The following is a 26,232-nucleotide window of genomic DNA, read 5'->3' as shown; positions in this document are numbered from 1 at the left end:
GATTGAAATGAAAATTGCGGCATTAGCACCAGTAGCCTGGAGAACCCCACCCCGACATTATGGGCCATGGGAACAAATGGCTTCTAATTTAACGGAAGAATTGATAAAAGCAGGTATCGAGGTTACCTTATTTGCTACCGGAGATTCGGTAACTGCCGGATCTTTGGATGCAGTTGTCGACAGAGGCTATGAAGAAGATAAATCCATTGATGCAAAGGTTGCTGAATGTCTGCACATCAGCAACCTGATGGAAAAGGCAGAAGATTTCGACCTTATCCATAATCATTTCGACTTTCTCCCGCTCACTTATTCTGCATTGATCAATACACCGTTAATCACAACCATACACGGATTTTCATCTGAAAAAATCATTCCCGTTTACAAAAAATACAACGACCATACCTACTATGTTTCAATCAGCAATTCAGATCGGCATCCCGATCTGAATTACCTTGATACGGTATACAATGGAATAGTTACAGATGAGTTCGACTTTGTGGCACAGCCGGAAGATTACTTATTATTTTTTGGCAGAATTCATCCTGATAAAGGTACGGCTGAAGCCATAGAAATTGCGCTAAAAACAGGCAGAAAGCTACTCATTGCAGGAATCATTCAGGATGAACGCTATTTTCTGGAAAAAGTAGAACCCTTTTTAGGAAAATCTGTAGAATTTTTGGGTGCAGCCGGCCCTGAAGAGCGCAATGAACTACTGGGGAAAGCAGCGGCTTTGTTACATCCCATTAATTTTGAAGAACCATTTGGCCTGAGCGTGGCCGAAGCCATGACCTGTGGAACACCTGTGATTGCTTTCAACAGAGGGTCAATGCCTGAACTGATTATTGATAAAAAAACAGGGTTCTTAGTAAAAGATGTCGAACAGGCAGTTCAGGTGATAAAAATGTTGTTACCCGGTGTCAACAGGAAAAAATGCAGAGCACATGCCATCGCTAAATTTTCGGCAAAAAAAATGGCAGAGGATTATTTAGCCCTCTACCAGAAAATATTGTCAGAAAAGTATTGAAATTTTTAGCTATTCGAACCCTTAAGCTTATTCAATAACAGCTCCAGACTTACTGTTGCAAAAGAAGAGCAATAATCAGACAGGCCGTATGGGATCACCAGCAGATCGTTGTGTACAATGGAACCACATGAGTAAAGCACATTGGGCACGTAACCTTCTCTTTCATCTGTATTCGGTATCACTAAAGGCTCACTTAATCTTCCTATCTCAATAGATGGATCATCAATATCAAAGAGGCTGGCACCAAGGCAATAACGGCGCATCGGACCTACACCATGCGTGATCATCAACCAGCCTTCAGCGGTCTCTATCGGCGAACCGCAATTACCAATTTGTATAAATTCCCATGGAAATTTTGGCTCTTGTAACATTACAGGATTGTCCCAGACCGTCAGCTTATCTGAATACATCAGGTAATTATTAAATCCATCAATCCTGGACATCATTACATATTTACCGCCAATTTTTCGGGGAAATAACGCCAGATTTTTATTCTGGGCCCCTATCCCATGAAGCGGGCTAATTTTAAAATCATAAAAATCAGTGGTTTGCAGCAACTTAGGCATAATCATCGCTCCATCAAAAGCAGTATAGGTTGCATAATAAATTACAGAGCCATCATCTTTTACAAAGCGTACAAACCTGGCATCTTCTATTCCTTTACGTTCAAATTCTGAAATAGGAAAGATGACACGGTCTGAAATATCGGTGTCTCTTGAAAAACTGATCTCATGATAGGTATCAGACAACCACAATATTTTATCATATTCAAGCTTTCTAAGGTCATTTTCCTGCAGACTTTTACCATCCAGGATAACTTTCCTAAGGGTAGCATAGTCAAATTTATCCTGAAGTTTGGTACCCACCTCATCCAATACTTCTATATCTATTTTTGAATCGGCAGCTTTTTTCAGGAAGAGTTTCTTATTATATACAGCATTTTTTATGACCTCTGCCTCGTCTATATAATTACCCGCAGGAATAACTGTAATGTCATTATTACGATCAATCAGCGCTCTTCTAAATACTACAGAAGAAATATGCCCTTCACCTACAGCTCTGAAGCTGATGATTAATCTTCTTTCACCCTCCACCAGATCCGATTGATCCGGATCTTCCACTACCGAAGGATTAAAAAAGGCAGCAGATTCAATGGAATATTCGTGTGTAAAATAAGATCCTAACAGTAACTTCCTGTATTTATCGATGTCATCAAAATCAAATCCTGCGCGTTCAACTGAGTTTCTGACCTTCTTACTGTGACGGATAAGTATCTTCGTTATATTCCTGTGTCTTTTTGAGTATTCCTGCAATAACGGAGAAATGAGTCCAAATACCTCTTCATCTGAAAGGTTCATCACATGCTTTACCACCTCTACCGCACGCTCCTCTCCATTGAAAAAAAATCTTGCTATTACTCGCTTAGGGTCTGGATAAACTTTAACCGGTTTTCGTTCTATTGATAATCTCATATGCTAATAACGTTTTAGAGGGGTATAAAGGTTTTATGAATATAATTTTTTTTAATGGGATTATTTTGATGCTACATGAATTGTTACTAAAACTTGTCAGATATGCTGACAAAAATGACATCAAAAATGCTGACAATTAAACAAAAATAGTCAAATTGACTACATTCATAGCTATCGAAAATATTATAAATTCAGGGCTATTGTCATGGCAAAATAACAAAGACATTTTTTAAAAAACCTATTCCTCTATTAATTAAGTATTTACAAAAAATTGCATTTCATTAAAAAAAATGAAGATTACGTCTGGCACATCTATTGACTATATAACACAAATGGTCAGAAAACAAAACACAATACTGGCCTTATTATAAATTAAAAAAACAAAGAGATGAAAAAATTATTATTATCATTAGTCGCAGTTGCAGCATTTGCTTTTACCACTCAGGCACAAACTGAAAAAGGAAAATTTCTTGTTGGTGGAAATGTAGGTTTCAGTACTTCAAAAGTTGATGGTGCCAATAAATCTGATTTTAGTTTTAAAGTGATTCCAAGTGCGGGATATTTTGTAAGCGACAATTTTGCAGTAGGTACTGGTGTAGGTTATTCTTACGATAAGTCCGTAAGTCAGAAAAACTTAAACCAGGCTTTTGAAGTAGCTCCTTTCGGACGTTACTATGTAGGCTTGTCAGACCAGTTTAAATTCTTCGGTCAATTGTCAGTTCCTATGGCATTTGGTAACGATAAAGCTGTAGACGTTGATGGCAATACTGGCGACAAAACTGCTTCTACTACAAGCATAGGAGCTTATGTTTCACCGGGCTTTGCATTCTTCCCTACTAAAAGAGTTGGAATTGAGGTTTCTGTAAACGGGTTGGGTTATAACAACTATCAGGTAAAAAATGAACTGACAGGCAATAAAGTAAAAACCAATTCATTTGGCTTAGATGCAAATACCGCTGATATCAACTTAGGTGTTCAGTTTCACTTTTAATAATTAATATAGTTTTACAAAAAAGGCCTGAACAAATGTCCAGGCCTTTTTTGTAAGCTTATCTTTTCCGCTCAACCTCTCTGTCCATCTCCAGAATGCTCACATCCTCAGATCGCGAGAAATCCCCGATCAGGTATTTATTAAAATGATCTGCCAGTTTCCAGAAAGTATATTCTGTAAGATCTCCAAAGGCATGACGTTGTCCCGGAACAATTACAAATTCAAATCTTTTGCCCGCCTTCATTAAAGCATTTGCAACCCTTATCGTATTTGCCGGATGTACGTTGTTATCTATATCTCCGGTCATTAACATCAGGTGTCCTTTAAGATTCTTAGCCAGGTCTGGATTCTTATCAATGCTATACGTAAAAGTGGTATCACCTTTAGCAGTAACCACTTCTTTTATCCCGTGATGCTTTTCACTCCACCACCTGTTGTAAATGCTATTGTCGTGGTTACCAGCATTAGAAACCGCCGCTTTAAAGAAGTCAGGATAAACTAGCATTGCTGCTGTAGACATAAATCCACCTCCAGAGTGCCCTGTTATGCCCACTCTGCTCGCATCTATAAATGAATATCTATCTGCAAGCTGTTCTACAGCAGCTTTTTTATCGGCCAATCCATAATCACGCAAATTGCCATAACCAAAAGTGTGGTACCATTTAGAACGTGCAGGATTGCCCCCACGATTACCTACGGTAATAACGATATAGCCAAACTGAGCCAGCCTTTCTGTTCTGTCCATACTCCTGCTGAAGGATTTATTTACGGCTTCTGTTTGCGGACCAGGATACACATATTCTATAATTGGATATTTTTTATTCGGATCAAAATCAAATGGTTTATACATGACCCCATAGATATCTGTAATTCCGTCATCAGCCTTTACTTTAAATGGCTCTGGAAATTTATATCCGGTAGTCATCAATAGAGAAAGATCTGTTGTTTCCAGATTCATGACTACCCTACCATTATTATCCATAAGCACAGACTTAGGGACAGTATTTACCCTGGAGAAGTTATTTACAAAGAACTTATTGTCATCATCCATGCTTATAGCATGATCAAAATCACCAGGATTCAACAGTTTCATTCCTGAGCCATCAAAATTAATGCGGTACAAATGAAAGTAGTAAGGATCTTCCTTAACTTCTCTTCCGTTGGCTGTAAAATAAAGTACCCGGTTCTTTTCATCGATATTTACGATGCTTTCACAATGAAATGCACCCTTAGTAATCTGATTTTTCAATTTCCCGTTGCCATCAAACAAATAGAAGTGGGCCCATCCATCTCGCTCAGACCAGTGAATGATCTCCTTACCGTCATTTACTAAACCAGGGCGGTTAATTTCTACGTATGTGTTGAACCGCTCATCGATCAGCGGAGTTACTGCGCTGGTATTGATATCTACCGTACATACATCTACCCGTTTCAAATCACGACTGGTGCGCTGAAAATAAATCTTACTATTGTTACCCAGCCAGATCGAAGGTCTGAACTCATTATCCCGGTCTCTGTTCAGCACCGGAGCTCCCCAAACTGATACAGTCTGATCTTTAAAAGCAGAAATATTCAACTTTTTAAAGGTCTTTGAAGCAAAATTAAACAGCAGGATTTCAGTGATAGGAGATTCTTTTTCTCCTGGCATCTGATACTTATAAGTTTCCAACGTGGGTCTGCCCGGGGCAATACTATTGATAACCCAAAGGTCCTTTACCTTACGGGAATCTGTTCTGTTTAACACAAAATGTCTGGAATCCGGCGACCACATTACCCAGGCACCACGTCTTTTCTTTTTATTCTTTTCACTCTCCTCATCATCTCCGTCGTCACCGCCACCTCCGCCATAAGCATAGAACTTTACGCCGTCTTTGGTTAGCTGGTGCTCTACTATTGTACTGTCATCTTCATTTTTGACTGCTTTTTTATAGTTTTCCTTATCCATCCAGTACAGATTATAATTTCTGGAGAAAACAATAGCTGACGAATCCGGAGCTACAGATCCCCACGATGGCTTGGCCTTTGGTTTACTATAATTCGGTACTTCAGTAAGTTTCTGCGTAGCAATCACATAATTAAAGAAAAAGATTTTTTTCTGCATTGAATCTGCAGCTTTCTTATCTTTTCTATCTTTTTTCACTTCATCAATAGTACTTCTCACTTCAAAAGTGATGTTTTTCTCATCCGCAGAAAATTTCAGATTCTCCAGCGGAAGATGCTGTGCATCAAATGGATCACGAACAACATTGGTGATATCTGCTGCCAGCTTCGCATTGTCAAATATTTTGGTTTTGTTTTTTGCGACCGGGTTTACCATATACCATTCTTTACCGTTTGGCGTTTCGTATTCATACCAGAAACGGTTACCCAGCTTTAACCAATGAGGATCTACTGCTGTTGAATAAATGATCTTCCTCAACTTGTTTGGTGAAAATCGCGAAGCCAACTGGTAATTTGCTTTTGGAGCAGGCGCAACTGCTTCGGTAATGGTGAAAGTTTTGGTTTGAGCGGTTGCATTAAAACATGCAGAGAGCACTAATAAAAATAAAATGTAAAGTCTATTCATTTGTGTTTTAATTAAGCCGACTAAATTATTGATTAATAACGTGCAGAGCTGGTTTTATTTGTAATAAATATGTTAGTTAATGCAATAATATATCAGGTGTTTTCATAGTTTTGTATTAAATACTTACACATGAAACAACATTTTTTACCCTTATTAACTGCAGTCGCTATTTTTACAGCCGGATGTCAGTCTAAATCCCAAACAAATACCGATTCTTCAATACAAAAAGACAGTACTGAGCAAGTTACCTCTTCAGAAGCACCTGCTGAAAAGGTTGATGTCAGTAAAATAAAGGTAGCCGATGCCAAAACTATTTTGGCAAGAAAGCAGGTTCCGATCTTATGTTACCATCAGGTACGCAACTGGAAACCTACAGACGGAAAAGTAGGTAAAGACTACATTGTTGAAGTACAAAATTTTAAAGATCAGGTAAAACTACTTGCTGATAGCGGCTATCATTCTATTCTTCCAGATCAGTTGTATGCTTATTTAAATACCGGCGCACCACTGCCAAGCAAGCCAATCATGTTCACTTTCGATGATACTGATATGGACCAGTTTACAATTGCGGCCCCAACTTTAAAAAAATATGGGTTTAAGGCAGTTTATTTTATCATGACTGTTACCATTGGAAAAAAAGGCAAGTTTGTTGATTATATGACCAAGGAACAGATCAAACAATTATCTGATGATGGAAATGTGATTGGAAGTCATACTTATGACCACAAAAACTTTAAAAAATATGAAGGTAAAGACTGGGAAGAGCAACTGGATAAACCAACAAAGAAGCTGGAAGAGATCACAGGCAAGAAAATGACCGAATTTGCTTATCCGTTTGGTTTGTGGAATGCTCAGGGCATCCCTCAATTAAAGAAAAGAGGATTTAGAATGGCCTTTTCTCTGGCTGACAAACGTGACCAAAATGACCCCTTGTTTACCATCCGTAGAATCATCGCAAGTGGTTATTGGAGCCCTAAAACTTTACATAACAGCATTAAGAACAGCTTTTAAAAACTGTTCTTAATTATTGAAATCCATTTACGGTGAATTTTTTATCATTGAAGGTAAAAGATTCACCTTTTTTCTTTTCCAGCAATAGCTTTCCTATGGGCGAAGCGGGTGAAATGGCAAATATAACTTTACCGTCCACATTTAACTGACCTGCACTAACGCTAATGTAGAACATGCCCTGATTGGTATCGACAAGACTTCCATGTTTTACCCTATCGGCATTTGCTGTATTGATTTCTACAGCCCTCAGCACCCTCAGATTTTCCTGAGCATCCAATAACAATCTTTTATTTCTGTCTATATCCTGCTGCATCATTTCCCTGCTGGTTTCATATTTATCACCTGCACTGCTTTTGGTATCGTCATTACTCGCTTCTCTGGCTTGCTCCAAAGCCGTTTCAGCAGTTTGAATCCTTTGCTCAATAAATTCAAGGCAAAGTTTATATAAGGTTTCTTTAATGTGCTGCATAAATTAGTCTATCCATTTTACTTTATCTTCAATGGGTCCGCGAATAGCTCCTTTCGGCTCTTCGTTATGATATCCCATATAAAACAGTCCAAAACATTTTTCCTGTTCCCCTAAGTTAAGATAATCATTGAGATTTGCAATCATACCTGGAGAGCTCCAGTATGCACCCACATTTAATGCTTCAGCAGTCAATGCCATATTCTGAACTGCGCAAGCCAGTGCGGCAAGCTCCTCCCATTCAGGCACTTTATCTGAGTGCAGTTCGGCATTTAAAGTAATGATACAACTTGCCTGGCTCGCTTTTTCTAATATACTATCGTATTTTTTTTGAAGAAACTGATGCCCAGGAGTAGTTTCCTTGTATAAACGGGCCAGCTCCTCAGCGAGTTTTGTTTTGCCCTCAGCTCTGAAGACAATAAAACGCCATGGCTGGGTGAACTTATGGGTAGGTGCGTAATTTGCACTTTCTAAAATCTGTTTTATAACATCAACAGGGATTTCCTCCTGCGTATAACTGGCCGGAAAGATACTGCGTCTGCGCTTAATAATTCGGGTTAAAATTTCTATTTCCTGATCCATACTCTATTTTTATATTTTTAGTGATAGCCACAAAAATAGAATTTAGCACTTATCAAAATGTTTGCAGGATGTAATAGTTTACCTTCTTGTCCTAAAAAGTTTAGCGCTTTCTGTTCAATTGCTTTTTTACCATTTTTGCCCTGGCAAAAAAAGCGACACTTTCAATATCGATCAAATAATCAATCGTTTCAAGTAATTCTTCCTTAATCCAGTCATACCTTGGCGACAAATTAGCCAGCGACTGCATACAATGGACTTTAGTGGCAACAAGCATTTCAGGCTCTACCAGCCAGGTAAAAAGCACTTCAATCACAGACTCAAAATCTATCTGCTTTATGGCATCTCTATATTCTGAAATTGCATTCTTAGCGGTAAGTAAGGCTATGATCTTAACATAATGCCGCATAGCTGAAGGATTTTTCTGCTCAGGCAATAGCTTAAGTAAATCAGCAATATATGGAAGAAATGAAGCTGGCTTATTGCTCATCATGTATTCGAGCATCCATGCAGCTCTAAAAGCAATCTCTTTCTTTTTATGAAAGCTGATTTCTAGCAGATCACGGATGTCCAGATCATTGTTTTCAATAATAGCCATCGAATTGGCCACCATCTGAAACTTCATTGGCGTATCCAGTCTTGCAATTAGTTCTTCTTTCTCCACATGTATAAATTCTAAACTTCAAAACTAATAAAAAGCATTTTGTAAATTATAACTACCTTTGCGGCTTATTTTTCAGCAATATGATTTCAGTATCCAATCTATCACTCCGCTACGGAAAGCGTACCTTATTCGAAGATGTTAATTTAAAATTCACCCATGGCAATTGTTATGGTGTAATTGGTGCTAACGGAGCGGGTAAATCTACCTTTCTAAAAATACTTTCAGGCGAAGTAAACCAAACTACCGGATCGGTGGCATTTACTCCTGGTGAACGTATGGCAGTTTTAAAACAAAACCACTATGAATTTGATGAGTTCACTGTGATTGAAACTGTAATGATGGGGCACAAGGAATTGTACGACATCATGAAAGAGAAAGATGCCATCTATTTGAAAGAAGACTTTACTGATAAGGATGGTGAACGTGCCGGCGAACTGGAAAACAGATTTGCGGAAATGGATGGCTGGAATATGGAAAGCAATGCCGCTACCATGCTCAGCAACCTTGGTATTAAAGAGGAACATCATTATAAGCAGTTAAAAGAACTCGATGGTAATCAAAAAGTTCGTGTATTACTTGCTCAGGCGCTATTTGGTAATCCGGACATTCTTTTGCTGGATGAGCCTACCAACGATTTGGACATCGATACGATCGCATGGCTGGAAAACTTCCTAGCCGATTACCAAAACATAGTACTGGTAGTCTCTCACGACAGGCACTTTTTAGATGCAGTTTGTACGCACATTGTGGACATCGACTTCAGCAAAATGAGCATTTACTCTGGTAACTATACCTTCTGGTATGAATCAAGTCAACTGGCATTGAAACAACGCAGTGATCAGAATAAGAAACTGGAAGAAAAAGTCAAAGAACTTCAGGAATTCATCCAGCGTTTTAGCGCTAATGCATCGAAATCTAAACAAGCTACCTCGCGTAAGAAGGCTTTGGATAAGATCGACATTTCTGAGATCAAGGCCTCAAGCAGAAAATACCCGGCTATTTTATTCAACAACCTAGGCAGAGAAGCTGGTGACCAGATCCTTCAGGTAGAAAACCTTTCATGTACACTGAATGGTGAAGTGATGTTTAAAAACATCAACTTCATGGTAAATAAAGGTGATAAGATTGCTGTGCTTTCTCAGAATAGCTTAGCGACTACTGCATTTTACAATGTATTGACAGGCCGCGAAAAAAACTATACAGGGGAATTTAAATTTGGGGTAACCATCAATGTTGCGGATATCCCGAATGATAACACGCCTTATTTTGAAGGTAAAGACGAAAATCTGGTAGACTGGTTACGTGAATATTCAGGCACTGATCAGGATGAGCAATTCGTCAGGAGCTTCCTCGGCAGAATGCTTTTCTCCGGAGAAGAGGTACTTAAAAATGTTAAAGTACTGTCAGGTGGTGAAAAAATGCGTTGCATGTTCTCACAAATGATGCTTAGACATGCCAATTTATTATTATTCGATGAGCCAACCAATCACCTGGATCTGGAATCTATTACCGCATTAAACAATGGATTAAAGGACTTTAAAGGAACGGCATTATTCACATCACGGGATCATGCACTTACTGAATCCGTTGCGACAAGAATTATTGAACTTACGCCTAATGGTACAATTGATAAGATGATGACTTATGATGAATACATTACAAGTGATGACGTAGCTCAACTTCGTGCTTCGCTTTATAAAGGAATCAAATAAAGTCAAACGATATATAACAAAAAGGGCACTGAATGACTTCAGTGCCCTTTTTGTTATAATCCGTCGCAAATCCCCCCTTATTTTGTCGCTACTCTCCATACAAATTCATTTAACTCTTATTTACCTTTGTTTAGTTAAATGATCACCACAAGCTAAACATTATGAAAAAAGACAAAATTATTTATTGGGTCAGCACCATCCTGATTTTCCTATTCGAAGGTGTAATGCCTGCCCTCACTTCTCAAACAGAACTGGCCAAAGAAGGAATCAGACACCTGGGTTATCCTGAGTATTTTGGCACCGCACTGGTGGTATTTAAAGTACTGGGTTCTATCGGACTTGTTGTTCCACAAATTAAAGGCAGACTAAAAGAGTGGATCTACGCTGGCTTTACTTTTGATTTTATTTTTGCCAGCATCAGCCACGGTGCAGTAGATGGTTTTGGCGGACAGGCTGTATTCCCATTAGTGGTACTAGCCATTCTGATGATATCGTATGTATATTATCACAAAATAAATAAAACAGAAGGATAGTTGTAAATGTAACTAAATTGCATTTATATTTGCAACTTAGTTACATTTAACTCTTATTCTTCATTTCATGAAACGATTTATCAGAACAGCAAAACTTGATCAACTGGGCATGACCGCCTCTATCGCCTGTGCTATACATTGTGCAGCACTGCCATTTTTCATTACCACACTCCCGCTTATGGGATTGGGCTTTCTTGCGCACAGTTGGGTTGAGCTTACCATGATTGGGATATCCCTTATTATAGGGATATGGTCTTTGAGCAGTTCCTATCCAAAGCACAAAAAGATAGTGCCTGTACTGGTCCTCATTATTGGTTTTTTATTGATTGGTTCGGGACATTATGTCATTCACGAACTTGAATCAGTTTTGATTCCCCTGGGTGGATTCACCATCGCCTTTGCGCACTTTATCAATTGGAAATACAGCCGTAGCTGTGCCCATCGTTAGTCTGTTACCGACGTGTTAAGCGGCAGTAGCAAATCCTTTACACTTCAGACAACTGCAATTTAATTGCATATACTATTTTTGCATAACACATATGATGAACAAAAAACTGATATTTGGTGCATTCTTACTTTTTGTAAGTATGATCAATCCGGGCTGCAGGCATGAAAAGATAGATGGCAGGCAGCTTTACCTCCAGTATTTGAAAAGCCATTTAAAGAAATAAGGATTAAATATGATCTCATTAAAATCTGTATCTCATAATTACAACGAAAAGGCCCAAATCGGGTTTAAGGACTGGCAGATCAACAATGGGGAGCAATGGTTGCTTCTGGGTGCATCAGGAAGTGGAAAGACTACATTACTACACATCCTTACCGGTATCCTAAGACCTTCTAATGGAGATGTTAGCATCAATAACACATCCGTATACACACTTTCCGCAAAGCAACTGGATCAATTCAGGGGTAGAAATATTGGGATTGTATTCCAGCGGCCACACCTGATTAAAAGCCTTACTATTGCAGAAAATCTTTTGATGGCTCAAAGTTTCGCAAAACTGCCGGAAGATATGAACCGGGTCGATGAAGTATTGACCTCGCTGGGTATCGCCGACAAAATAAAAGCATATCCTAACGAACTGAGCCAGGGACAATTGCAACGGGTATCAATTGCGAGGGCGGTGATCAATAAACCGGCATTGCTGATTGCAGATGAACCTACTTCGAGTCTGGATGACAAAAATGCCGTCGCCGTACTCGATCTATTACTCCAACAGTCAAACATTAACCAGGCTACACTTATTGTCGCTACCCACGACAAAAGAGTTAAAGACGCATTTACCAACACCTACGAATTAGCATGAGTCCATTAAAAATCAGCTGGAAAAGTTTGTGGTCCAAACCACTAAGCTCTGCATTAAACATCATGCTCGTTGCTTTTGGCACTGGAATTCTCACAATCCTACTCCTGGCCTCAACGCAGATCAGTAACAAACTGGAAAACAACTCAAAGGACATAGACCTTGTCGTAGGAGCTAAAGGAAGTCCTCTGCAATTGATACTCAGCAGTATCTATTACATAGATTTCCCTACGGGCAATATCCCGTTAAAACAAGCTATGGAGCTTGCCCATAGTCCCTTTGTTAAGAAAGCGGTACCACTAGCACTGGGCGACAACTACAATGGGGTAAGAATTGTGGGTACGGACAGCAATTTTGTAAGCCTTTATAAACTAAAGGTAAAAGAAGGAAAGTTCTGGCAAAAGGATTTCGAAACTACAATCGGGGCGGCCGTAGCCCAAAACCAGAAACTCAAAATTGGAGATACCTTTAACGGCGCGCATGGCCTCACAGGCAGTTCAGATGTACACAAAGATCATCCATATATTGTAGCGGGCATACTTGAACCTCAGGGAAATGTAACAGACAACCTCATCCTGACGAACGTAGCGAGTGTATGGAAAATGCATGACGAACACGATCATGAAGCTGAAGAACATGAACATCATGAAGGTGAAGAACACGAGCATAAGCATGGAGAAACTCATGACGAGGACCGTGAACTGACTTCCTTACTGATCCAGTACCGCTCTCCGATGTCTGTAGTGATGTTTCCACGTATGGTCAATGAATCTACCAATATGCAGGCGGCTTCTCCAGCGCAGGAAAGCACCAGGTTATTTTCACTCATCGGTGTCGGTGTAGATACGCTTCAATGGTTTGCCGTACTCATCATGCTCATTGCTGCCATCAGTGTATTTGTCAATTTATACAACTCTTTAAAAGAGCGCAGTTATGATCTGGCCATTATGCGAACGCTTGGCGCATCCAGGGGAAAACTGTTTGTCATTGTCATTGCCGAAGGGATTATACTTACCTTAGCCGGAACGGTTATTGGAATAGCACTTGGACATCTGGCATTGCAATTGATTGGAAGTTACCAGGAAAGTAACCAGGCCAGACTGACGGGCATTGTTTTACTTTGGGATGAAATATATTTGTTTGCCGCAGGGCTTGCTATTGGTATATTTGCGGCTATAATACCGGCTATACAGGCGTACAGGTCAAATATTTCTAAAATACTGGCTAAAAATTAACAAAAGACAGCAGCTTTAAATAATACAGATCATGACAAAAAGAATAATGCTTATAATATTACTGTTTACAGGCTTGGCGGTAAAAGCTCAGCACAACCCGGACGATCAGGTAATGTCTGATAACTGGGATGTGATTGGCAGTGTAGACTTCAAGATTGTTAAAGATTCTGAAATGTTTCCGGTTTACAACGCCAACATTAAAAAGTTCGCCAATAAACCTTTTGAACTGGAAGGTTATATTGTTCCCATCAAAGATGGAATGAAACAGACCAAATTCATGCTTTCTACATTACCGATCAATCAATGTTTTTACTGTGGTAAAAATGGGGTACCGATCATGGTTATGGTAGAGATGGCAGAGCCGATTAAATTCACCTACCAGACTATAACTGTTAAAGGAACGTTAAAATTAAGTACAGGAAATGCGATGGACAACCCTCCCATTTCACTGGTAGCCGCAAAATCAATATGATCAAGATAAACCCTGTCGACATATTAAAAGAGCACGATTTAAAACATACCAAACAGCGTGTTCGTGTACTTGAAGAGATTTCTATGGATGAAGTAGCCATCTCTCAGCCTGAACTTGAAAAAAAGCTGGGCAAAGAGATTGACCGGGTTACTCTATACAGGATTTTAAATACGTATGAAGACAAAGGAATCCTGCATAGGATTATGGATATGAATGGAACAGCTAATTATGCCATCTGCTCATCATCCTGTTCTGAGCATCATCACCACGACGAGCATGTACATTTCAACTGCACCAGTTGCTTTAAGATCTATTGCCTGGAAGTCCGCATTCCAAAAATAAAAATGCCTGATGGTTTTACCGCAAAAACCATGAGCACCACAGCATATGGCACATGCGAAAAATGCAATACCAATCCGGTAAAACCGGACTAGATACAAAAAAGGGCTGCTCGTTTACACAAGCAGCCCTTCTATTTTACGTAATTCTTAAATTCTAGTGACCAGAATGACCATCAGCACCATGTGCGTGACCATGAGCCAATTCATCTTGAGTAGCTTCACGTACAGTAAGGATTTTACCTGCAAAAATCAGGTTTTTACCAGCCATTGGGTGATTTAAATCAACAGATACGCTGTCTTCATGAACTGCAGTTACACCAGCTCTGAAGTGATTTCCCTGATTGTCCTGTAAAGGAATAACATCTCCTACTGATGGAAGATCTACATCTTTAAACATATCTTTCGGTAAGTCAGCAAAAGCTCCCGGATCAATTTCTCCATAACCATCAGCAGCTGTCAATTCGAAGCCGTAATCATCACCTACATTTAAACCGCTTAAATGCTCTTCAAATTTTGGCAACATCATTCCTGTACCATAAAGAAATACGAGTGCATTTTGCTCATCTGCTTTCTCTACAAAAACTTGTTGTCCTTCTTCATTAGTCGTATGCAATTCGTACGTTAATGATACTACTGTATTGGGTTTAATACTCATTGTGATGTTATTTAGTTATCAATTTTAATGCTTCATCAACAGTAGCTACTGGCAACTGGCATACTTTATTTCGGCAAATATAGATTTTTGTTTCAAAGCTTTGCTTATCTTTTAACAAAGGAAGTTCAGAATTTGTTCCCGATAAAGTAATTTTATTGGGGATGTAATGGGTATTTAGCAAACGCTTCTGTTCAGAGACATCTTCACCTGTCAAAGCAATCTCATTCACCCCAAATACCTCATTTAACAATTGTATGGCCCAATTAGAATAAGCAGAGCCATAAGTTTTTATTTGCGGGTGAACTGCAGCCAGCATATCCGCAGCCTTACGGCTATATCCTTCATGATCAAATAACAATCCCAGTTTATGTAAATTCTGGGCCATTACCGAATTTGAAGAGGGGATCACATTGTCCATCACCTCATGTTTGCGGGCAATCAGTGCCTCACCGCTATCTGCAGTATAAAACAACATTGGACTTTCCATATCCTCAAAGTTAGAAAGCACATAGTCTGTGAGCCTCCTTGCTTCCCTTAGCCAGTGCTCGCTAAAATCACACTGATAAAGTGAAATCAGGGCATCAATAAAAAAGGCATAATCATCCAGAAAACCCGGAATACTTGCCTTTCCATTTTTATAATTGCGGTACAAACCACCATCTTCCGCTCCAAGATCACCAATTATAAAATCGGCCGCCCTTACGGCAAGCTGATAATAATGTTCCTGATTGAATATCTCAGCTGCTTCAGCGAGGCCTTTAATGGCCATAGCATTCCATGCCGTCAGACATTTATCATCCAGTCCCGGCCTTACCCGCTTACTTCTGGCTTCCAGCAATTTTGCTTTTGCCGCACGGATTTTTTTCTGAAGGTCTATGATCGTAAGTCCCCTTACATCGGCATATTCATCCAATGAAAATCTTGTCAGCAATATATTGGTTTGCTCTTCTTCCCAGTTCCCTTCTTCAGTAACGTGGTAATAGCCTGCTAGTAATTCGGCGTCTTCGCCTACTATGGCTTCAAATTCCTTCTTGTCCCACACATAAAACTTACCTTCCACACCCTCACTGTCAGCATCTAATGCAGAATAGAACAATCCTTCTTCAGAGGTCATTTCCCGTTCGAGCCATATTACAGTTTCTGCTACAATATCTTTAAATAAGGGATTATGTGAATATTGATAAGCTTCAGCATAAAGACTGATCAGCTGACCATTGTCATACAACATCTTTTCAAAATGTGGCACATGCCATTGTCCATCTACAGAATAGCGGGCAAAACCTCCTCCAACATGATCATAAATACCTCCCATGGCCATTTTTTCCAATGTGAGCAATGCAGAAACATGCGTAGCATCGTCATTCATCAATCTGCTGTAGCGCAGCATAAACTGCCAGTTATTGGGCAGCGGAAATTTAGGCGCGCGATTATACCCACCTTCTGACATGTCAAAGTACAGTTTCCATGGATCTGTTATTTCTTTAAGCTGAACTTCTGTATAATCTTCCTGTTTAATATTCGGAACAATCTTTTCTGCATTGCGGATACCGTCAGTCAACCTGTCTGCGTATTGTTTTGCTTTGTCAGGATCATTTTTCCACAAGTCAGCAACGCTCAACAAAACGTTGATCCAGTCTTCCTTTTTAAAATAAGTACCACCGTATATCGGACGCTGGTCTGGCAGACAAATACAGTTCAGCGGCCAGCCCCCACTCCCGGTCATCAATTGTATGGCCAGCATATATATCTGATCGATATCGGGTCTTTCCTCTCTGTCTACCTTAATACATATAAAATGCTGGTTCATCACTTCGGCCACCTCGTGATTTTCAAAACTTTCACGTTCCATCACATGGCACCAGTGACAGGCAGAGTAACCAATACTCACCAGAATCAGTTTATTTTCTGATTTGGCTTTCTCCAGGGCTTCAGTTCCCCATTCATACCAGTTTACCGGGTTATAAGCATGCTGTAACAAATAAGGTGAGGATGCCTTAATGAGGCTATTGGGTTCATGATTCATACACTAAAGGTAAAGATTAATTGTATTTTTACTAGATAAAACAGCATCCGTATGAAGATCAGCCATATCGAAATCTATCGGTTCAGCATACCTACAGAACCTTTTGTAATTGCTACAGGAACCATGCATTACGCTCAGAATGTGCTCATTAGAATATACTGTAGTAATGGTATCTATGGAGTAGGCGAATGTTCTGCATTTCCAATGATTGTCGGTGAAAGTCAGGAAACTTGCATAATAATAGCAAAGGAATTTTCTAAGGTACTGATTGGCAAAGATCCGCTTGATATTCCTGAACGCATGAATGACATTCTGGGATACGCCGCACACAATAGCACCATTAAGAGCGCTTTTGATATGGCCTTGTTTGATATTGCTGCCAAACATGCACGCCAGCCATTATACCAATTCCTTGGCGGAGAAAAAAGGACCATAGAAACAGACATGACCATCGGCATCGGCACTCCGGAAACTATGGCTGCCGCCGCATTGTCATTTGTAACGAAGGGTTGCCGCATCATTAAGATTAAGCTCGGCAAAGACGTGCATTCTGACATTGAACGAGTAAGACAGATCAGGAATGCTGTTGGAGATGAAGTCATTTTAAGACTGGATGCCAACCAGGGATGGAGCTTTGATGATGCTTTACTGGCCCTTGGGATACTTGAACCTTTCAATATCCAGTTTTGTGAGCAGCCCATGAGGACATGGTATGACGATAAATTGCCTGAATTAAAAGCCAATTCTTCAATTCCGATCATGGCGGATGAAAGCTGTTATAACCATCACGATGCCCGTAAACTCATCAATAGTGGGTCTACGGACTACATAAACATCAAATTCTCAAAATCAGGCGGGATTCTCGAAGCTCAGAAAATTCATGAAATAGCATTGCAGACAGGCACCAAATGCATGATTGGCGGCATGTTGGAAAGCAGAATCGCATTAAGTGCCAACCTGCACTTCGCATTGTCCAGTCCAAATGTAGTCTTCTTCGATATGGATTCCTGTTTACTTGGGCACCTTATTGATCCGGTAGTCGGCGGATTAACCTATAACGGATATTTGATAGACGCTCCAGAAACACCAGGCATCGGCGCAGATGCAGCTCCTTCGTTTTTAAAAACCTGCGAAAAATGGATCATTTAAAGCTTAAAATAGTTTCTTGATAAAATCCTTTGGATATTCTATAAAACCCTGTCTCAGGTAAAATCGGTGTGCATCGGTTCTTCTTGCATTACTGTGTACCATTATGCGCTTGCATTTCCTGGCGGTCGCAAGCTCCGTGCAATATTCTTCTAATGCCTTACCTACTCCCTTGCTTCTTACCTGATCATCTACAATCAGGTAGCTAATGACAGCATAATCTCCATCAAATGCAATCTGGGGAATAAAATGAATAGATATAAAGCCTACAACAGCACCTTCCATTTCACAAACAAAGTCTGCATGTTCAGAATTCCTGGATAACACCTCCAGTCTTCTTTCTATAAAACCATCCTCGGTAGGGTAACCAAGCTGGTTCATCAAATTCTGAATGGCTTTTGCATCGCCTGCTACAGCTGTCCTGATATTCATATTTTGGGGTCAATTTAGCAGCCAATTTAAAAATGCTTTTTGTATTTTGCCACAAATGGCGATACTTTTATGAATCTGGATTGGCTGCTCATTGCGGAAATTGTTTACTTAATTGTTCTCGGACTAGTCTGTCTGCGCATCATCTATGATACCCGCAGCACGACCAAGACCCTGGCCTACCTGCTTTTTGCAGTCTTTGTTCCATTTTTCGGGATGATATTTTATTTCTTCTTTGGCATCAACTACCGACACAGAAAGATGTACAGCAAAAAACTTTATGAAGACGATGAGCTGGCAACCAAATTCAGGGAAGACCTGATGCTTTACTCCAGACAAACGATCCAGGAAAATAATGAAAAAATACTGAGTAATAAGGAACTTGCTTTTATGTTGTTAAAAGACTCCATGAGCCCTTTGACAACCAATAATGAAGTAAAACTGCTGATCAACGGTGAGCATAAGTTTCCGGAGGTACTACTGGCCATCAAAGCAGCAAAGCACCACATCCATATTGAATACTACATTTTTGAAGATGACGATATTGGCCGGCAGCTTGCTGAGGCACTCATCGAAAAATCTAAAGAAGGAATAAAAGTGCGTTTTATCTATGATGACTTCGGTAGCAGGGATATCCGCAAAAAGCTGGTGCCTAAGCTAAGAGAAAATGGGATAGAAGCGTATCCGTTCTTAAAGGTGCACTTCATATTATTGGCTAACCGGCTAAATTACAGGAACCACAGAAAAATCATTGTCATAGATGGCATCACTTCTTTTGTTGGTGGAATTAATGTGAGCGACAGGTACATCAACAACAGTAGCAAGCCTCAAAGAACATTCTGGAGGGATACTCACCTAAAGATTGAGGGACCGGGTACTCAATATCTTCAATACCTATTTTTGTGCGACTGGAACTTCTGCACGGAGGAGCCACTGAAACGGGATCCTGCTTTTTTCCCTCAGAAGTCAGTGGAGCCTACTAAGGACAACACCATTGTACAGATTGCAGCCAGTGGCCCCGACTCAGAATCACCCACCATCTTATTCTCTATCCTTCAGGCCATCAACCTTGCCGAAAAAGAGATCCTCATCACAAGCCCATATTTTATCCCCGGCGAGAGCCTGCTCGATGCCCTGAGTATAGCATCATTGAGTGGGATAGCTGTAAAGCTGCTTGTGCCCGGAAAGTCAGACTCTGTGCTGGTCAACTCTGCCGCCCGCTCCTATTACAACGACCTGTTGAAATCAGGAGTTGAAATTTACCAGTACAAAAAAGGCTTTGTTCACGCCAAAACATTGGTATCCGATAGCAAACTAGCTATGATCGGTACTGCAAATATGGATTTCAGGAGTTTTGATTTAAACTTTGAAGTGAATGCAATTGTCTATGACACCAAAATAGGAACTCAGCTCACGGAAGTATTCTACCAGGATCTTCAGGATGCTGAAAAAATAGATCCTGAAGAGTGGGCCAACAGGCCGAGCTACAAACAATTACTGGAAAAAGCAGCCCGATTACTCTCACCGCTGCTTTAAAAATTTGTCCGTTTAATCAGCATGCGATCAAATGCCAGGCTATCGCCATTAAAGGCATTGAAATCGACAACATGGTTGATGCCTGATATCTTAGCCTTATCAGAATGTTGCCAGAAGTGCCAGTTCGTCGCCTTGCTTACTTTTAATTTTGGCTGGTGGTAATGCGCGATCCATAAAGGATATTCATCAAAATGACCCTGCAGGTAATCTTTATAAAAAGACAATCCCGTATAAATAATCGGCTTTACTCCGGTTTTCTTTTCGATATACTTTAGAAACTCAGTGAGCTGAACACGCATTTTTGAAGCAGGCACACCATTAAGCTCTTCAATATCTGCCACAGGAGGAAGATCACCCACCTCAAATTTAACAGTCTGCAGAAAGAACTTCGCCTGCCACTCTCCCGATTTTTGCGGCCTGAAAAAGTGATATGCACCACAGATCACTCCAGCTTTTGGTGCTTCACGCCAGTTGCGCTGAAAATATGGATCTACTTTAAACAGCCCTTCAGTTGCTTTAATGAATGCAAAATCAACGTTCACATCATCCTCCTGCATGGTTTTCACCTGCTTCCAGTCTATTTTGCCCTGGTAATAAGAAACGTCGATTCCATGAATGCCGTAACCCTTTGGAATCTTGATATCAAAGCTGCTATACGTACGATAGTTGGGATCCTCTCCTATGTCTTTGATCCAGCGCCATGTAGAACTAAAGCCCTTTATGATATACCCATAGTAAAATGGAGAAAGCAATACCAGCAATAATGCGGCTATTGAAAACTTGAGCCATACCGGCCATGGCTTTTTCTTTGTAGTTTTCTTCCTTGAAGTAGTTTTTCTTGTAGTAGTTTTTCTGCGGGGAAGACCGGAGGCGTCTGACTCGTAAGTCTGACGGAAAGTAGGTTTTCGGGAAGCAGGTGTTTTTCTTGGGGCTGGCGACATATTACGACAAAAATACAATTTCGACGGCTATATGTCTACTTGTAAATAACCGGAATTAGATATCAGACAGGATTCTTAGACTGACAGCATCTCATAACAATAGACCTTTAAGCTCGACTATAGCAAAATCACCATGATTGCCAATTGCTTTCATGATCTCTTCCTTCATCACCTTGTTATTTACCTCTTTGCCTTTTTTGGGGGCTAAAAGCATTTTGGGGTCTACAATCTTTTCTTTAACAGATGTTGCAAACCAGGTCACATTTTCATGAGGTACCGCCACACCTAATATCATGCCCGGCAAGCCATTAAATGATTCAGGGCCACCAGACACATGGATATCCTCCGTGTAAAAGGCCACTACATAGATAGAATCCAGCATCACCCCATTTGCTCGCCTGCATTTGTACCCGGCGATCTCCCGGGTTTCATCTGTTATTTTCCACTTGATCTGCCGAATGCTGTCTTTAACCAGATAAGTACGTTCGTAAAACTCCTTTTGGACGATGCTGGTACCATTTTTCAAATCAGAAAACACGATGTTGATTTGATTTGCCATCGGACTATCGTACCACCAATGCACGTTTGGAACCTGGAACGGAACAAATGCTGAAGTATTGGCATCAAATGTCAGGGTGCTTTTCAGTTTCCTAAATTGTGGCTCTGTTCTTAAATACTGGTCGTAATACCGCTGATTTTCCATGGTACTTTTGGTAATCTTCTTTTTTACCAGGGCAAACATATTGGCCGTCCTTTCAAATTCAATAACGCCACTGGTGATGAAGTGCTTGTTCTGCGCGAAAGCCGAGTTCACTTTCAGCAGTAATATAAAGGCGAAAAAAATAATTGGCTTTTTCATTATTGTTGTTTTTGAAGTGATTTACCATACTTTGCAAAATCCCAGATCATCGAAACCATGAAATATCTTTTGATGGTGACATTACGTGTTTCTGTAAACCGGTCTGTTGATCCGTTTCTGCTGTATCCCGTATTCTGATTGAGCAGATCATTCCCTTTAATGGTCATTTTCAAGCTTTCATTTTTCAGGAAGGATTTACCAACGTAGGAATTTAAGATCAACTGCTCAAAATTCTGGTCAAACACCTGGTTTTTTGCAGTAAACTTGTAATTGAGATCAGAACCCATAAAAAAGTTATAAGGCAACTTGACAAAGTAATTCATAGTTGTAAAAAAGCCCTTGCTATTGTTATTAACACTTTGCAACGAAGATGAGTTTACCAGGTAATTTGGCCCAAGACTCATACCGTAAGAATACTCAGCTTTGTTTTTACCTATCATCACTTGCGGGGCATAATTCACATATATTACCTTGTTCAACTGCCCGTTCACATAATTGTAGTTCGTACTCCCTGATACTGTAGTACTGATGTAAAGGATGAAATCCAGCTTGGTCGCATGCCCATACACCTCCGCATAAACATCCCAGTTTTTGTTATTCCTTCCTTTTAGATTGGAATATTGAAAGGTATTTATACCTTCCGCATCGGTAAACCGGTCGCTGACAATCGCATTGCTCGTCATCGCATAATTACCGCGAAAATTAAGTCCACGGTCTAATGTAGGCTGATATACCCGATAAAAGTAATACAAATTGCTCCTGAATGATGGACGCAAGTCTGGATTCCCCAGAGTAATGTTAAGGGGATCACTATTCTGACGCAATTGCTGAAGCTGATAAGCACCAGGTTGTTCCGTAGAACCTGAATAGGTCAACGTTAAGGAAGTTGCCTTATTCAACTGGTACCGAAAATAGGCAGAGGGAGTCCAGTTTAAGAATTTCCTGTTGAGCACAACATCTGAAAACCGATCAGTTTGCTTAAATTCAGCATCGGCCAAACTGTTACTTATATTTGCTGATGCCTTCGTTGAAGTATAAGCCATAGTAATATAGTAAGTACCTGAACGGTTAACCAACCTAAAATCACTGCTAAATGCAGAATCCAGCTGACTGTAGGAATTAGATGACGACTGATTAAAAGACAATTGACTATTCTTGTTCAGTGTTCTTGAAAAACTATAACCCGCAGTAAAAGACAATGATTTGCTCAATATATCGGAATAAGTAACCCCTGCGGTTGCAACGTTCGTTGTGTTAGAACCTGGTTTGTATTGATCAACATTATCAACACGATCAGGAAGGACATCGCCGTCGTAAAAGTTCAGCTCAGATTTCAAATAATTTTTAGTTTTCGCATCACCAAAACTCGAGCTCGCATTTACCGAGAGGTTCCTGCCTTTCTTTTTAAACCGCTTGGTATAGTTAGCGCTCGAATAAATGTTTTGATTATCATTATCCCCAATAGTAGCAATCGTACTGGAATTTTGCAACATGCCATTACCTCTTACGGTTGTAGCAGTAGTAATGCTCTCTGGCTTAGATTTACCCATATATCCAAATCCACTGATCCTCAAATCTGAGGTTGAATCCAGTTTGGAAGTAAAACTTGCATTGAAGCTTTGGTTGTACGAGTAATTGTGAAATTTCCTGTCCCTATTGCTAACATTGAAACTACCTGGCAGGTTATCCTGTGTAATATTATTCGTTATTCCATCTGTAGTTAAGGCGCCGGTAGTATAGTTTATATTGACCGACTGTTTGTCTTTATTCCATTTATTATCATAGTGGGCACCTCCATCGCGTGCAAAGGGGATGCCTATCCCACCATAGTTGCCCTGACTAAATCCACTTCCAAATTTATTATTATCAGCCCCACTCAAGCCTACTTTTCCGGTATTACCTATATTACCAAAAGCAGAGATCTTTTGTTTCGGGCTGAATTTATTGAACATTGTTTGCACTGCATAAAAATCATCCGTACCATAACCTGCATCCACTTTACCAAATACACCCTTTCTTTTATCCTCTTGGAGCACGATGTTGATTGTTTTTACCTTTACCCCATCGTCAATCCCAGTCAGCTTCGCTTTATCACTCTTCTGATCGTAAACCTGTATTTTATTGACCATGTCTGCCCGGATGGTTTTGGCAACGAGAGCGGGATCATCACTAAAAAATTCTTCTCCATCCACGAGCATTTTGCTTACTGCTTCACCCTGAAACAAGATCTCACCATTTTGGTTGATCCTGACACCCTGTAGCTGTTTTAGCAAATCTTCTACTTTTGCATTCTTCTGTGTAGCATAAGCAGCTGCATTGAATTCCGTAGTGTCGCCCTTTATTTTCATGGATGCCACCCTGGATTTAATGATGACCTCATCCAATAGTCTGGACTTAAGGATCATCTTAATATTTCCAAAGTTATGTAAGGGCTTATCTGCATCAAGTGCAAAGGGCGATACAAAATCTGCATAATCCGGATAGGTAACCATCAGCAGAAATTTACCAGGATTTAGATTACTGATCTCAAAGTTTCCTTTATTAGTGTAAGCAAATTTTTGTAAAACGGAATCTTTGATACTAAGAATGGTGATTGTTGCATTATCAATTTTGGAGCTTGTAGCGGTATCAACAACCAATCCTTTTACTATAAAAGTTTTTTGGGCTAAAGCAGAGATGCTAAAAAAGCAAAATACAGCAACTACTACAATTTTAAATTTCATGAGAGCTTAATTATTCTTAGCAAGATATAACTAAAAATTAAGTTATCAAATATTGTAGCGTGATAATGGCAAAATAATCTTAAAATAGTCATCCTGAATTTAATTCAGGATGACGGTACGAACAATTACTTACTCAGTTCTGCAAAATACTTGTGGAAAAGAGGCAATGTCTCGATTCCTTTATAATAGTTAAAAATGTCGTATTTCTCATTTGGCGAGTGCAAAGCATCACTATCTAAACCGAAGCCAAACAATACCGATTTAATACCCAAAGCACTTTCAAACAAGGCGACAATAGGAATACTACCACCACCTCTTGTTGGAATAGGAGCTTTACCAAACGAATCTACAATGGCTTTTTCCGCAGCGCGGTAGGCTACGCTGTCAGTAGGTGTAACTACCGGTTCGCCACCATGATGTGCTGTTACTTTTACCTTTACATAACCAGGAGCAATACTTTCAAAGTGTTTTGCGAAAATCTCAGAGATCTCTTCTGAGCTCTGGTTAGGTACCAAACGCATAGAAATCTTAGCATTTGCTTTTGAAGGAAGTACAGTTTTAGCCCCTTCTCCTATATAACCGCTCCAGATACCATTAACCTCTAAAGTAGGTCTTGTTCCGGTACGCTCTAAGGTAGAATACCCCTTCTCACCCCACTCTGAGTTGATATCTAAATCAGTTTTATATTCATCCAGATCAAATGGAGCAGAATTCAACGCTTTTTTTTCCTCGTCTGTCAACTCTACAACCTTATCATAGAATGCAGGAATGGTGATGTGGTTGTTTTCATCATGTAATGAAGCGATCATTTTGCAAAGAATAGTTGCAGGATTGGCTACAGCACCACCATATACCCCGGAGTGCAAATCGCGGTTAGGCCCCACCACTTCTACTTCCATATAAGCCAGACCACGTAAACCTGTTTCAATCGATGGATTTTCCATACTGATCATCGAGGTATCAGAGATCAAAACTACATCTGCTTTCAAACGTTCAACATTTGCATTGACAAAGATTCCAAGGTTTGCAGAACCTACCTCTTCTTCACCTTCGATCATGAATTTAACGTTACAGGCAAGTGTATTTGTTTTCATCATCAATTCAAATGCCTTTACATGCATATAAAACTGGCCTTTATCATCACAGGCGCCGCGTGCATAAATTTTACCATCTCGCACTGTAGGCTCAAAAGGAGGAGTTTTCCAAAGCTCTAATGGATCTGGCGGCTGAACATCATAATGTCCATAGATCAAAACAGTAGGTAATTTTTCATCGATGATCTTCTCACCATAAACGATTGGATAACCAGCTGTTTCACAAATTTCTACTTTATCGGCACCTGCTTCTCTTAACTTAGCAGCCACAAAATCAGCTGTTTTAAGCACATCACCTTTATATTTTGGATCGGCACTTACAGATGGGAAACGCAATAACTCAAACAGCTCATCTAAAAAACGCTGCTTGTTCTCTTCAACATATTTTTTGATCTCTTGCATAACAAATTAGTTTATGCAAATATATGTAAACTCCTTGTTTCAAACCCAAGA

General features: G+C 39.9%; 25 protein-coding genes. 13 read left to right on the top strand and 12 right to left on the bottom strand.

Annotated features, from left to right (window positions below; translation table 11 throughout):
* The first annotated feature begins 7 nt into the window (after nucleotides 1-7).
* Nucleotides 8-1,024 carry a glycosyltransferase family 4 protein gene (locus tag R2Q78_RS18650; protein ID WP_316794064.1) on the top strand — a complete coding sequence of 339 codons (1,017 nt, stop codon included), beginning with the start codon at nucleotides 8-10 and terminating at the stop codon, nucleotides 1,022-1,024.
* A gap of 5 nt (nucleotides 1,025-1,029) precedes the next feature.
* Here the strand turns inward: R2Q78_RS18650 and R2Q78_RS18645 are convergent, their stop codons facing one another.
* Complete coding sequence (locus R2Q78_RS18645; protein WP_316794063.1) at nucleotides 1,030-2,496, bottom strand: glycoside hydrolase family 130 protein; 1,467 nt, start codon at nucleotides 2,494-2,496, stop codon at nucleotides 1,030-1,032.
* Nucleotides 2,497-2,884: 388 nt separating this feature from the next.
* On the opposite strand from R2Q78_RS18645, the gene R2Q78_RS18640 reads away from it, so the two are divergent.
* On the top strand, nucleotides 2,885-3,487 hold the full coding sequence (locus tag R2Q78_RS18640; protein WP_316794062.1) for an outer membrane beta-barrel protein: 603 nt from the start codon (nucleotides 2,885-2,887) through the stop codon (nucleotides 3,485-3,487).
* Between the two features lie 58 nt (nucleotides 3,488-3,545).
* Here R2Q78_RS18640 and R2Q78_RS18635 read toward each other — a convergent pair whose 3' ends face one another.
* The gene (locus R2Q78_RS18635; RefSeq protein WP_316794061.1) at nucleotides 3,546-6,053 is read right to left on the bottom strand and encodes a S9 family peptidase; all 2,508 of its coding nucleotides are present in this window, start codon (nucleotides 6,051-6,053) and stop codon (nucleotides 3,546-3,548) included.
* Between the two features lie 129 nt (nucleotides 6,054-6,182).
* Here R2Q78_RS18635 and R2Q78_RS18630 point away from each other — a divergent pair, with 129 nt between their 5' ends.
* On the top strand, nucleotides 6,183-7,064 hold the full coding sequence (locus R2Q78_RS18630; RefSeq protein WP_316794060.1) for a polysaccharide deacetylase family protein: 882 nt from the start codon (nucleotides 6,183-6,185) through the stop codon (nucleotides 7,062-7,064).
* A 13-nt stretch (nucleotides 7,065-7,077) separates the two neighbouring features.
* Here the strand turns inward: R2Q78_RS18630 and R2Q78_RS18625 are convergent, their stop codons facing one another.
* From R2Q78_RS18625 to R2Q78_RS18615, 3 genes are all read right to left on the bottom strand, one after another.
* Nucleotides 7,078-7,533 (bottom strand): 3-oxoacyl-ACP synthase, encoded by a 456-nt coding sequence (locus R2Q78_RS18625; RefSeq protein ID WP_316794059.1) that lies wholly within the window; start codon nucleotides 7,531-7,533, stop codon nucleotides 7,078-7,080.
* A gap of 3 nt (nucleotides 7,534-7,536) precedes the next feature.
* Entirely contained in the window at nucleotides 7,537-8,112 is a 576-nt protein-coding gene (locus R2Q78_RS18620) for a nitroreductase (RefSeq protein ID WP_316794058.1), read from the bottom strand.
* A 100-nt stretch (nucleotides 8,113-8,212) separates the two neighbouring features.
* Nucleotides 8,213-8,773: a hypothetical protein gene (locus R2Q78_RS18615; protein ID WP_316794057.1), complete on the bottom strand. Its 561-nt coding sequence runs from the start codon at nucleotides 8,771-8,773 to the stop codon at nucleotides 8,213-8,215.
* A gap of 80 nt (nucleotides 8,774-8,853) precedes the next feature.
* Here R2Q78_RS18615 and R2Q78_RS18610 point away from each other — a divergent pair, with 80 nt between their 5' ends.
* The 8 genes from R2Q78_RS18610 (at nucleotide 8,854) to R2Q78_RS18575 (ending at nucleotide 14,466) form a co-directional block, all read left to right on the top strand.
* Nucleotides 8,854-10,485 carry an ABC-F family ATP-binding cassette domain-containing protein gene (locus tag R2Q78_RS18610; RefSeq protein ID WP_316794056.1) on the top strand — a complete coding sequence of 544 codons (1,632 nt, stop codon included), beginning with the start codon at nucleotides 8,854-8,856 and terminating at the stop codon, nucleotides 10,483-10,485.
* Between the two features lie 161 nt (nucleotides 10,486-10,646).
* Nucleotides 10,647-11,018, top strand: coding sequence for a DoxX family protein (locus tag R2Q78_RS18605; RefSeq protein WP_316794055.1), 372 nt, complete (start codon nucleotides 10,647-10,649; stop codon nucleotides 11,016-11,018).
* A gap of 67 nt (nucleotides 11,019-11,085) precedes the next feature.
* Nucleotides 11,086-11,466, top strand: a complete 381-nt coding sequence (locus R2Q78_RS18600; protein WP_316794054.1) for a MerC domain-containing protein — start codon at nucleotides 11,086-11,088, stop codon at nucleotides 11,464-11,466.
* 91 nt (nucleotides 11,467-11,557) lie between these two features.
* Nucleotides 11,558-11,689, top strand: a complete 132-nt coding sequence (locus tag R2Q78_RS18595; protein ID WP_316794053.1) for a hypothetical protein — start codon at nucleotides 11,558-11,560, stop codon at nucleotides 11,687-11,689.
* Between the two features lie 9 nt (nucleotides 11,690-11,698).
* Complete coding sequence (locus R2Q78_RS18590) at nucleotides 11,699-12,328, top strand: ABC transporter ATP-binding protein (protein ID WP_316794052.1); 630 nt, start codon at nucleotides 11,699-11,701, stop codon at nucleotides 12,326-12,328.
* On the top strand, nucleotides 12,325-13,560 hold the full coding sequence (locus R2Q78_RS18585; RefSeq protein ID WP_316794051.1) for an ABC transporter permease: 1,236 nt from the start codon (nucleotides 12,325-12,327) through the stop codon (nucleotides 13,558-13,560). The genes R2Q78_RS18590 and R2Q78_RS18585 overlap by 4 nt, the downstream gene beginning before the upstream one ends.
* A gap of 31 nt (nucleotides 13,561-13,591) precedes the next feature.
* On the top strand, nucleotides 13,592-14,032 hold the full coding sequence (locus tag R2Q78_RS18580; RefSeq protein WP_316794050.1) for a hypothetical protein: 441 nt from the start codon (nucleotides 13,592-13,594) through the stop codon (nucleotides 14,030-14,032).
* A complete protein-coding gene (locus tag R2Q78_RS18575) occupies nucleotides 14,029-14,466 on the top strand; it encodes a Fur family transcriptional regulator (protein ID WP_316794049.1) in 438 nt (145 codons plus the stop codon). Before R2Q78_RS18580 ends, R2Q78_RS18575 begins: the two co-directional genes overlap by 4 nt.
* 61 nt (nucleotides 14,467-14,527) lie before the next feature.
* On the opposite strand, the gene R2Q78_RS18570 is transcribed toward R2Q78_RS18575, so the two are convergent.
* A complete protein-coding gene (locus tag R2Q78_RS18570; RefSeq protein WP_316794048.1) occupies nucleotides 14,528-15,028 on the bottom strand; it encodes a peptidylprolyl isomerase in 501 nt (166 codons plus the stop codon).
* A gap of 7 nt (nucleotides 15,029-15,035) precedes the next feature.
* Nucleotides 15,036-17,051 carry a thioredoxin domain-containing protein gene (locus tag R2Q78_RS18565; protein ID WP_316794047.1) on the bottom strand — a complete coding sequence of 672 codons (2,016 nt, stop codon included), beginning with the start codon at nucleotides 17,049-17,051 and terminating at the stop codon, nucleotides 15,036-15,038.
* Nucleotides 17,052-17,102: 51 nt separating this feature from the next.
* Between R2Q78_RS18565 and R2Q78_RS18560 the strand changes: the two genes are divergently transcribed.
* Entirely contained in the window at nucleotides 17,103-18,200 is a 1,098-nt protein-coding gene (locus R2Q78_RS18560) for a dipeptide epimerase (RefSeq protein ID WP_316794046.1), read from the top strand.
* Nucleotides 18,201-18,203: 3 nt separating this feature from the next.
* On the opposite strand, the gene R2Q78_RS18555 is transcribed toward R2Q78_RS18560, so the two are convergent.
* Entirely contained in the window at nucleotides 18,204-18,629 is a 426-nt protein-coding gene (locus R2Q78_RS18555) for a GNAT family N-acetyltransferase (RefSeq protein WP_316794045.1), read from the bottom strand.
* A 39-nt stretch (nucleotides 18,630-18,668) separates the two neighbouring features.
* Between R2Q78_RS18555 and cls the strand changes: the two genes are divergently transcribed.
* The gene (gene cls, locus R2Q78_RS18550) at nucleotides 18,669-20,162 is read left to right on the top strand and encodes a cardiolipin synthase (protein WP_316794044.1); all 1,494 of its coding nucleotides are present in this window, start codon (nucleotides 18,669-18,671) and stop codon (nucleotides 20,160-20,162) included.
* Here the strand turns inward: cls and R2Q78_RS18545 are convergent.
* The 4 genes from R2Q78_RS18545 to R2Q78_RS18530 all read right to left on the bottom strand — a co-directional run bounded on the left by R2Q78_RS18545 (nucleotide 20,159) and on the right by R2Q78_RS18530 (nucleotide 26,181).
* Nucleotides 20,159-21,103, bottom strand: a complete 945-nt coding sequence (locus R2Q78_RS18545) for a glycoside hydrolase family 25 protein (RefSeq protein ID WP_316794043.1) — start codon at nucleotides 21,101-21,103, stop codon at nucleotides 20,159-20,161. The genes cls and R2Q78_RS18545 overlap by 4 nt on opposite strands.
* A gap of 91 nt (nucleotides 21,104-21,194) precedes the next feature.
* On the bottom strand, nucleotides 21,195-21,962 hold the full coding sequence (locus R2Q78_RS18540) for a GLPGLI family protein (RefSeq protein ID WP_316794042.1): 768 nt from the start codon (nucleotides 21,960-21,962) through the stop codon (nucleotides 21,195-21,197).
* Entirely contained in the window at nucleotides 21,962-24,685 is a 2,724-nt protein-coding gene (locus R2Q78_RS18535) for a TonB-dependent receptor (protein WP_316794041.1), read from the bottom strand. The genes R2Q78_RS18540 and R2Q78_RS18535 overlap by 1 nt, the downstream gene beginning before the upstream one ends.
* A 125-nt stretch (nucleotides 24,686-24,810) precedes the next feature.
* Nucleotides 24,811-26,181 carry a dipeptidase gene (locus R2Q78_RS18530; protein ID WP_316794040.1) on the bottom strand — a complete coding sequence of 457 codons (1,371 nt, stop codon included), beginning with the start codon at nucleotides 26,179-26,181 and terminating at the stop codon, nucleotides 24,811-24,813.
* Between the last annotated feature and the right edge of the window lie 51 nt (nucleotides 26,182-26,232).

The sequence above is a fragment of the Pedobacter frigoris genome (genome assembly GCF_032678645.1).
GTDB lineage: Bacteria > Bacteroidota > Bacteroidia > Sphingobacteriales > Sphingobacteriaceae > Pedobacter > Pedobacter frigoris_A.
Note: the sequence above shows the minus strand (reverse complement) of the source record. Positions and strands in the feature narration are given on the sequence as shown.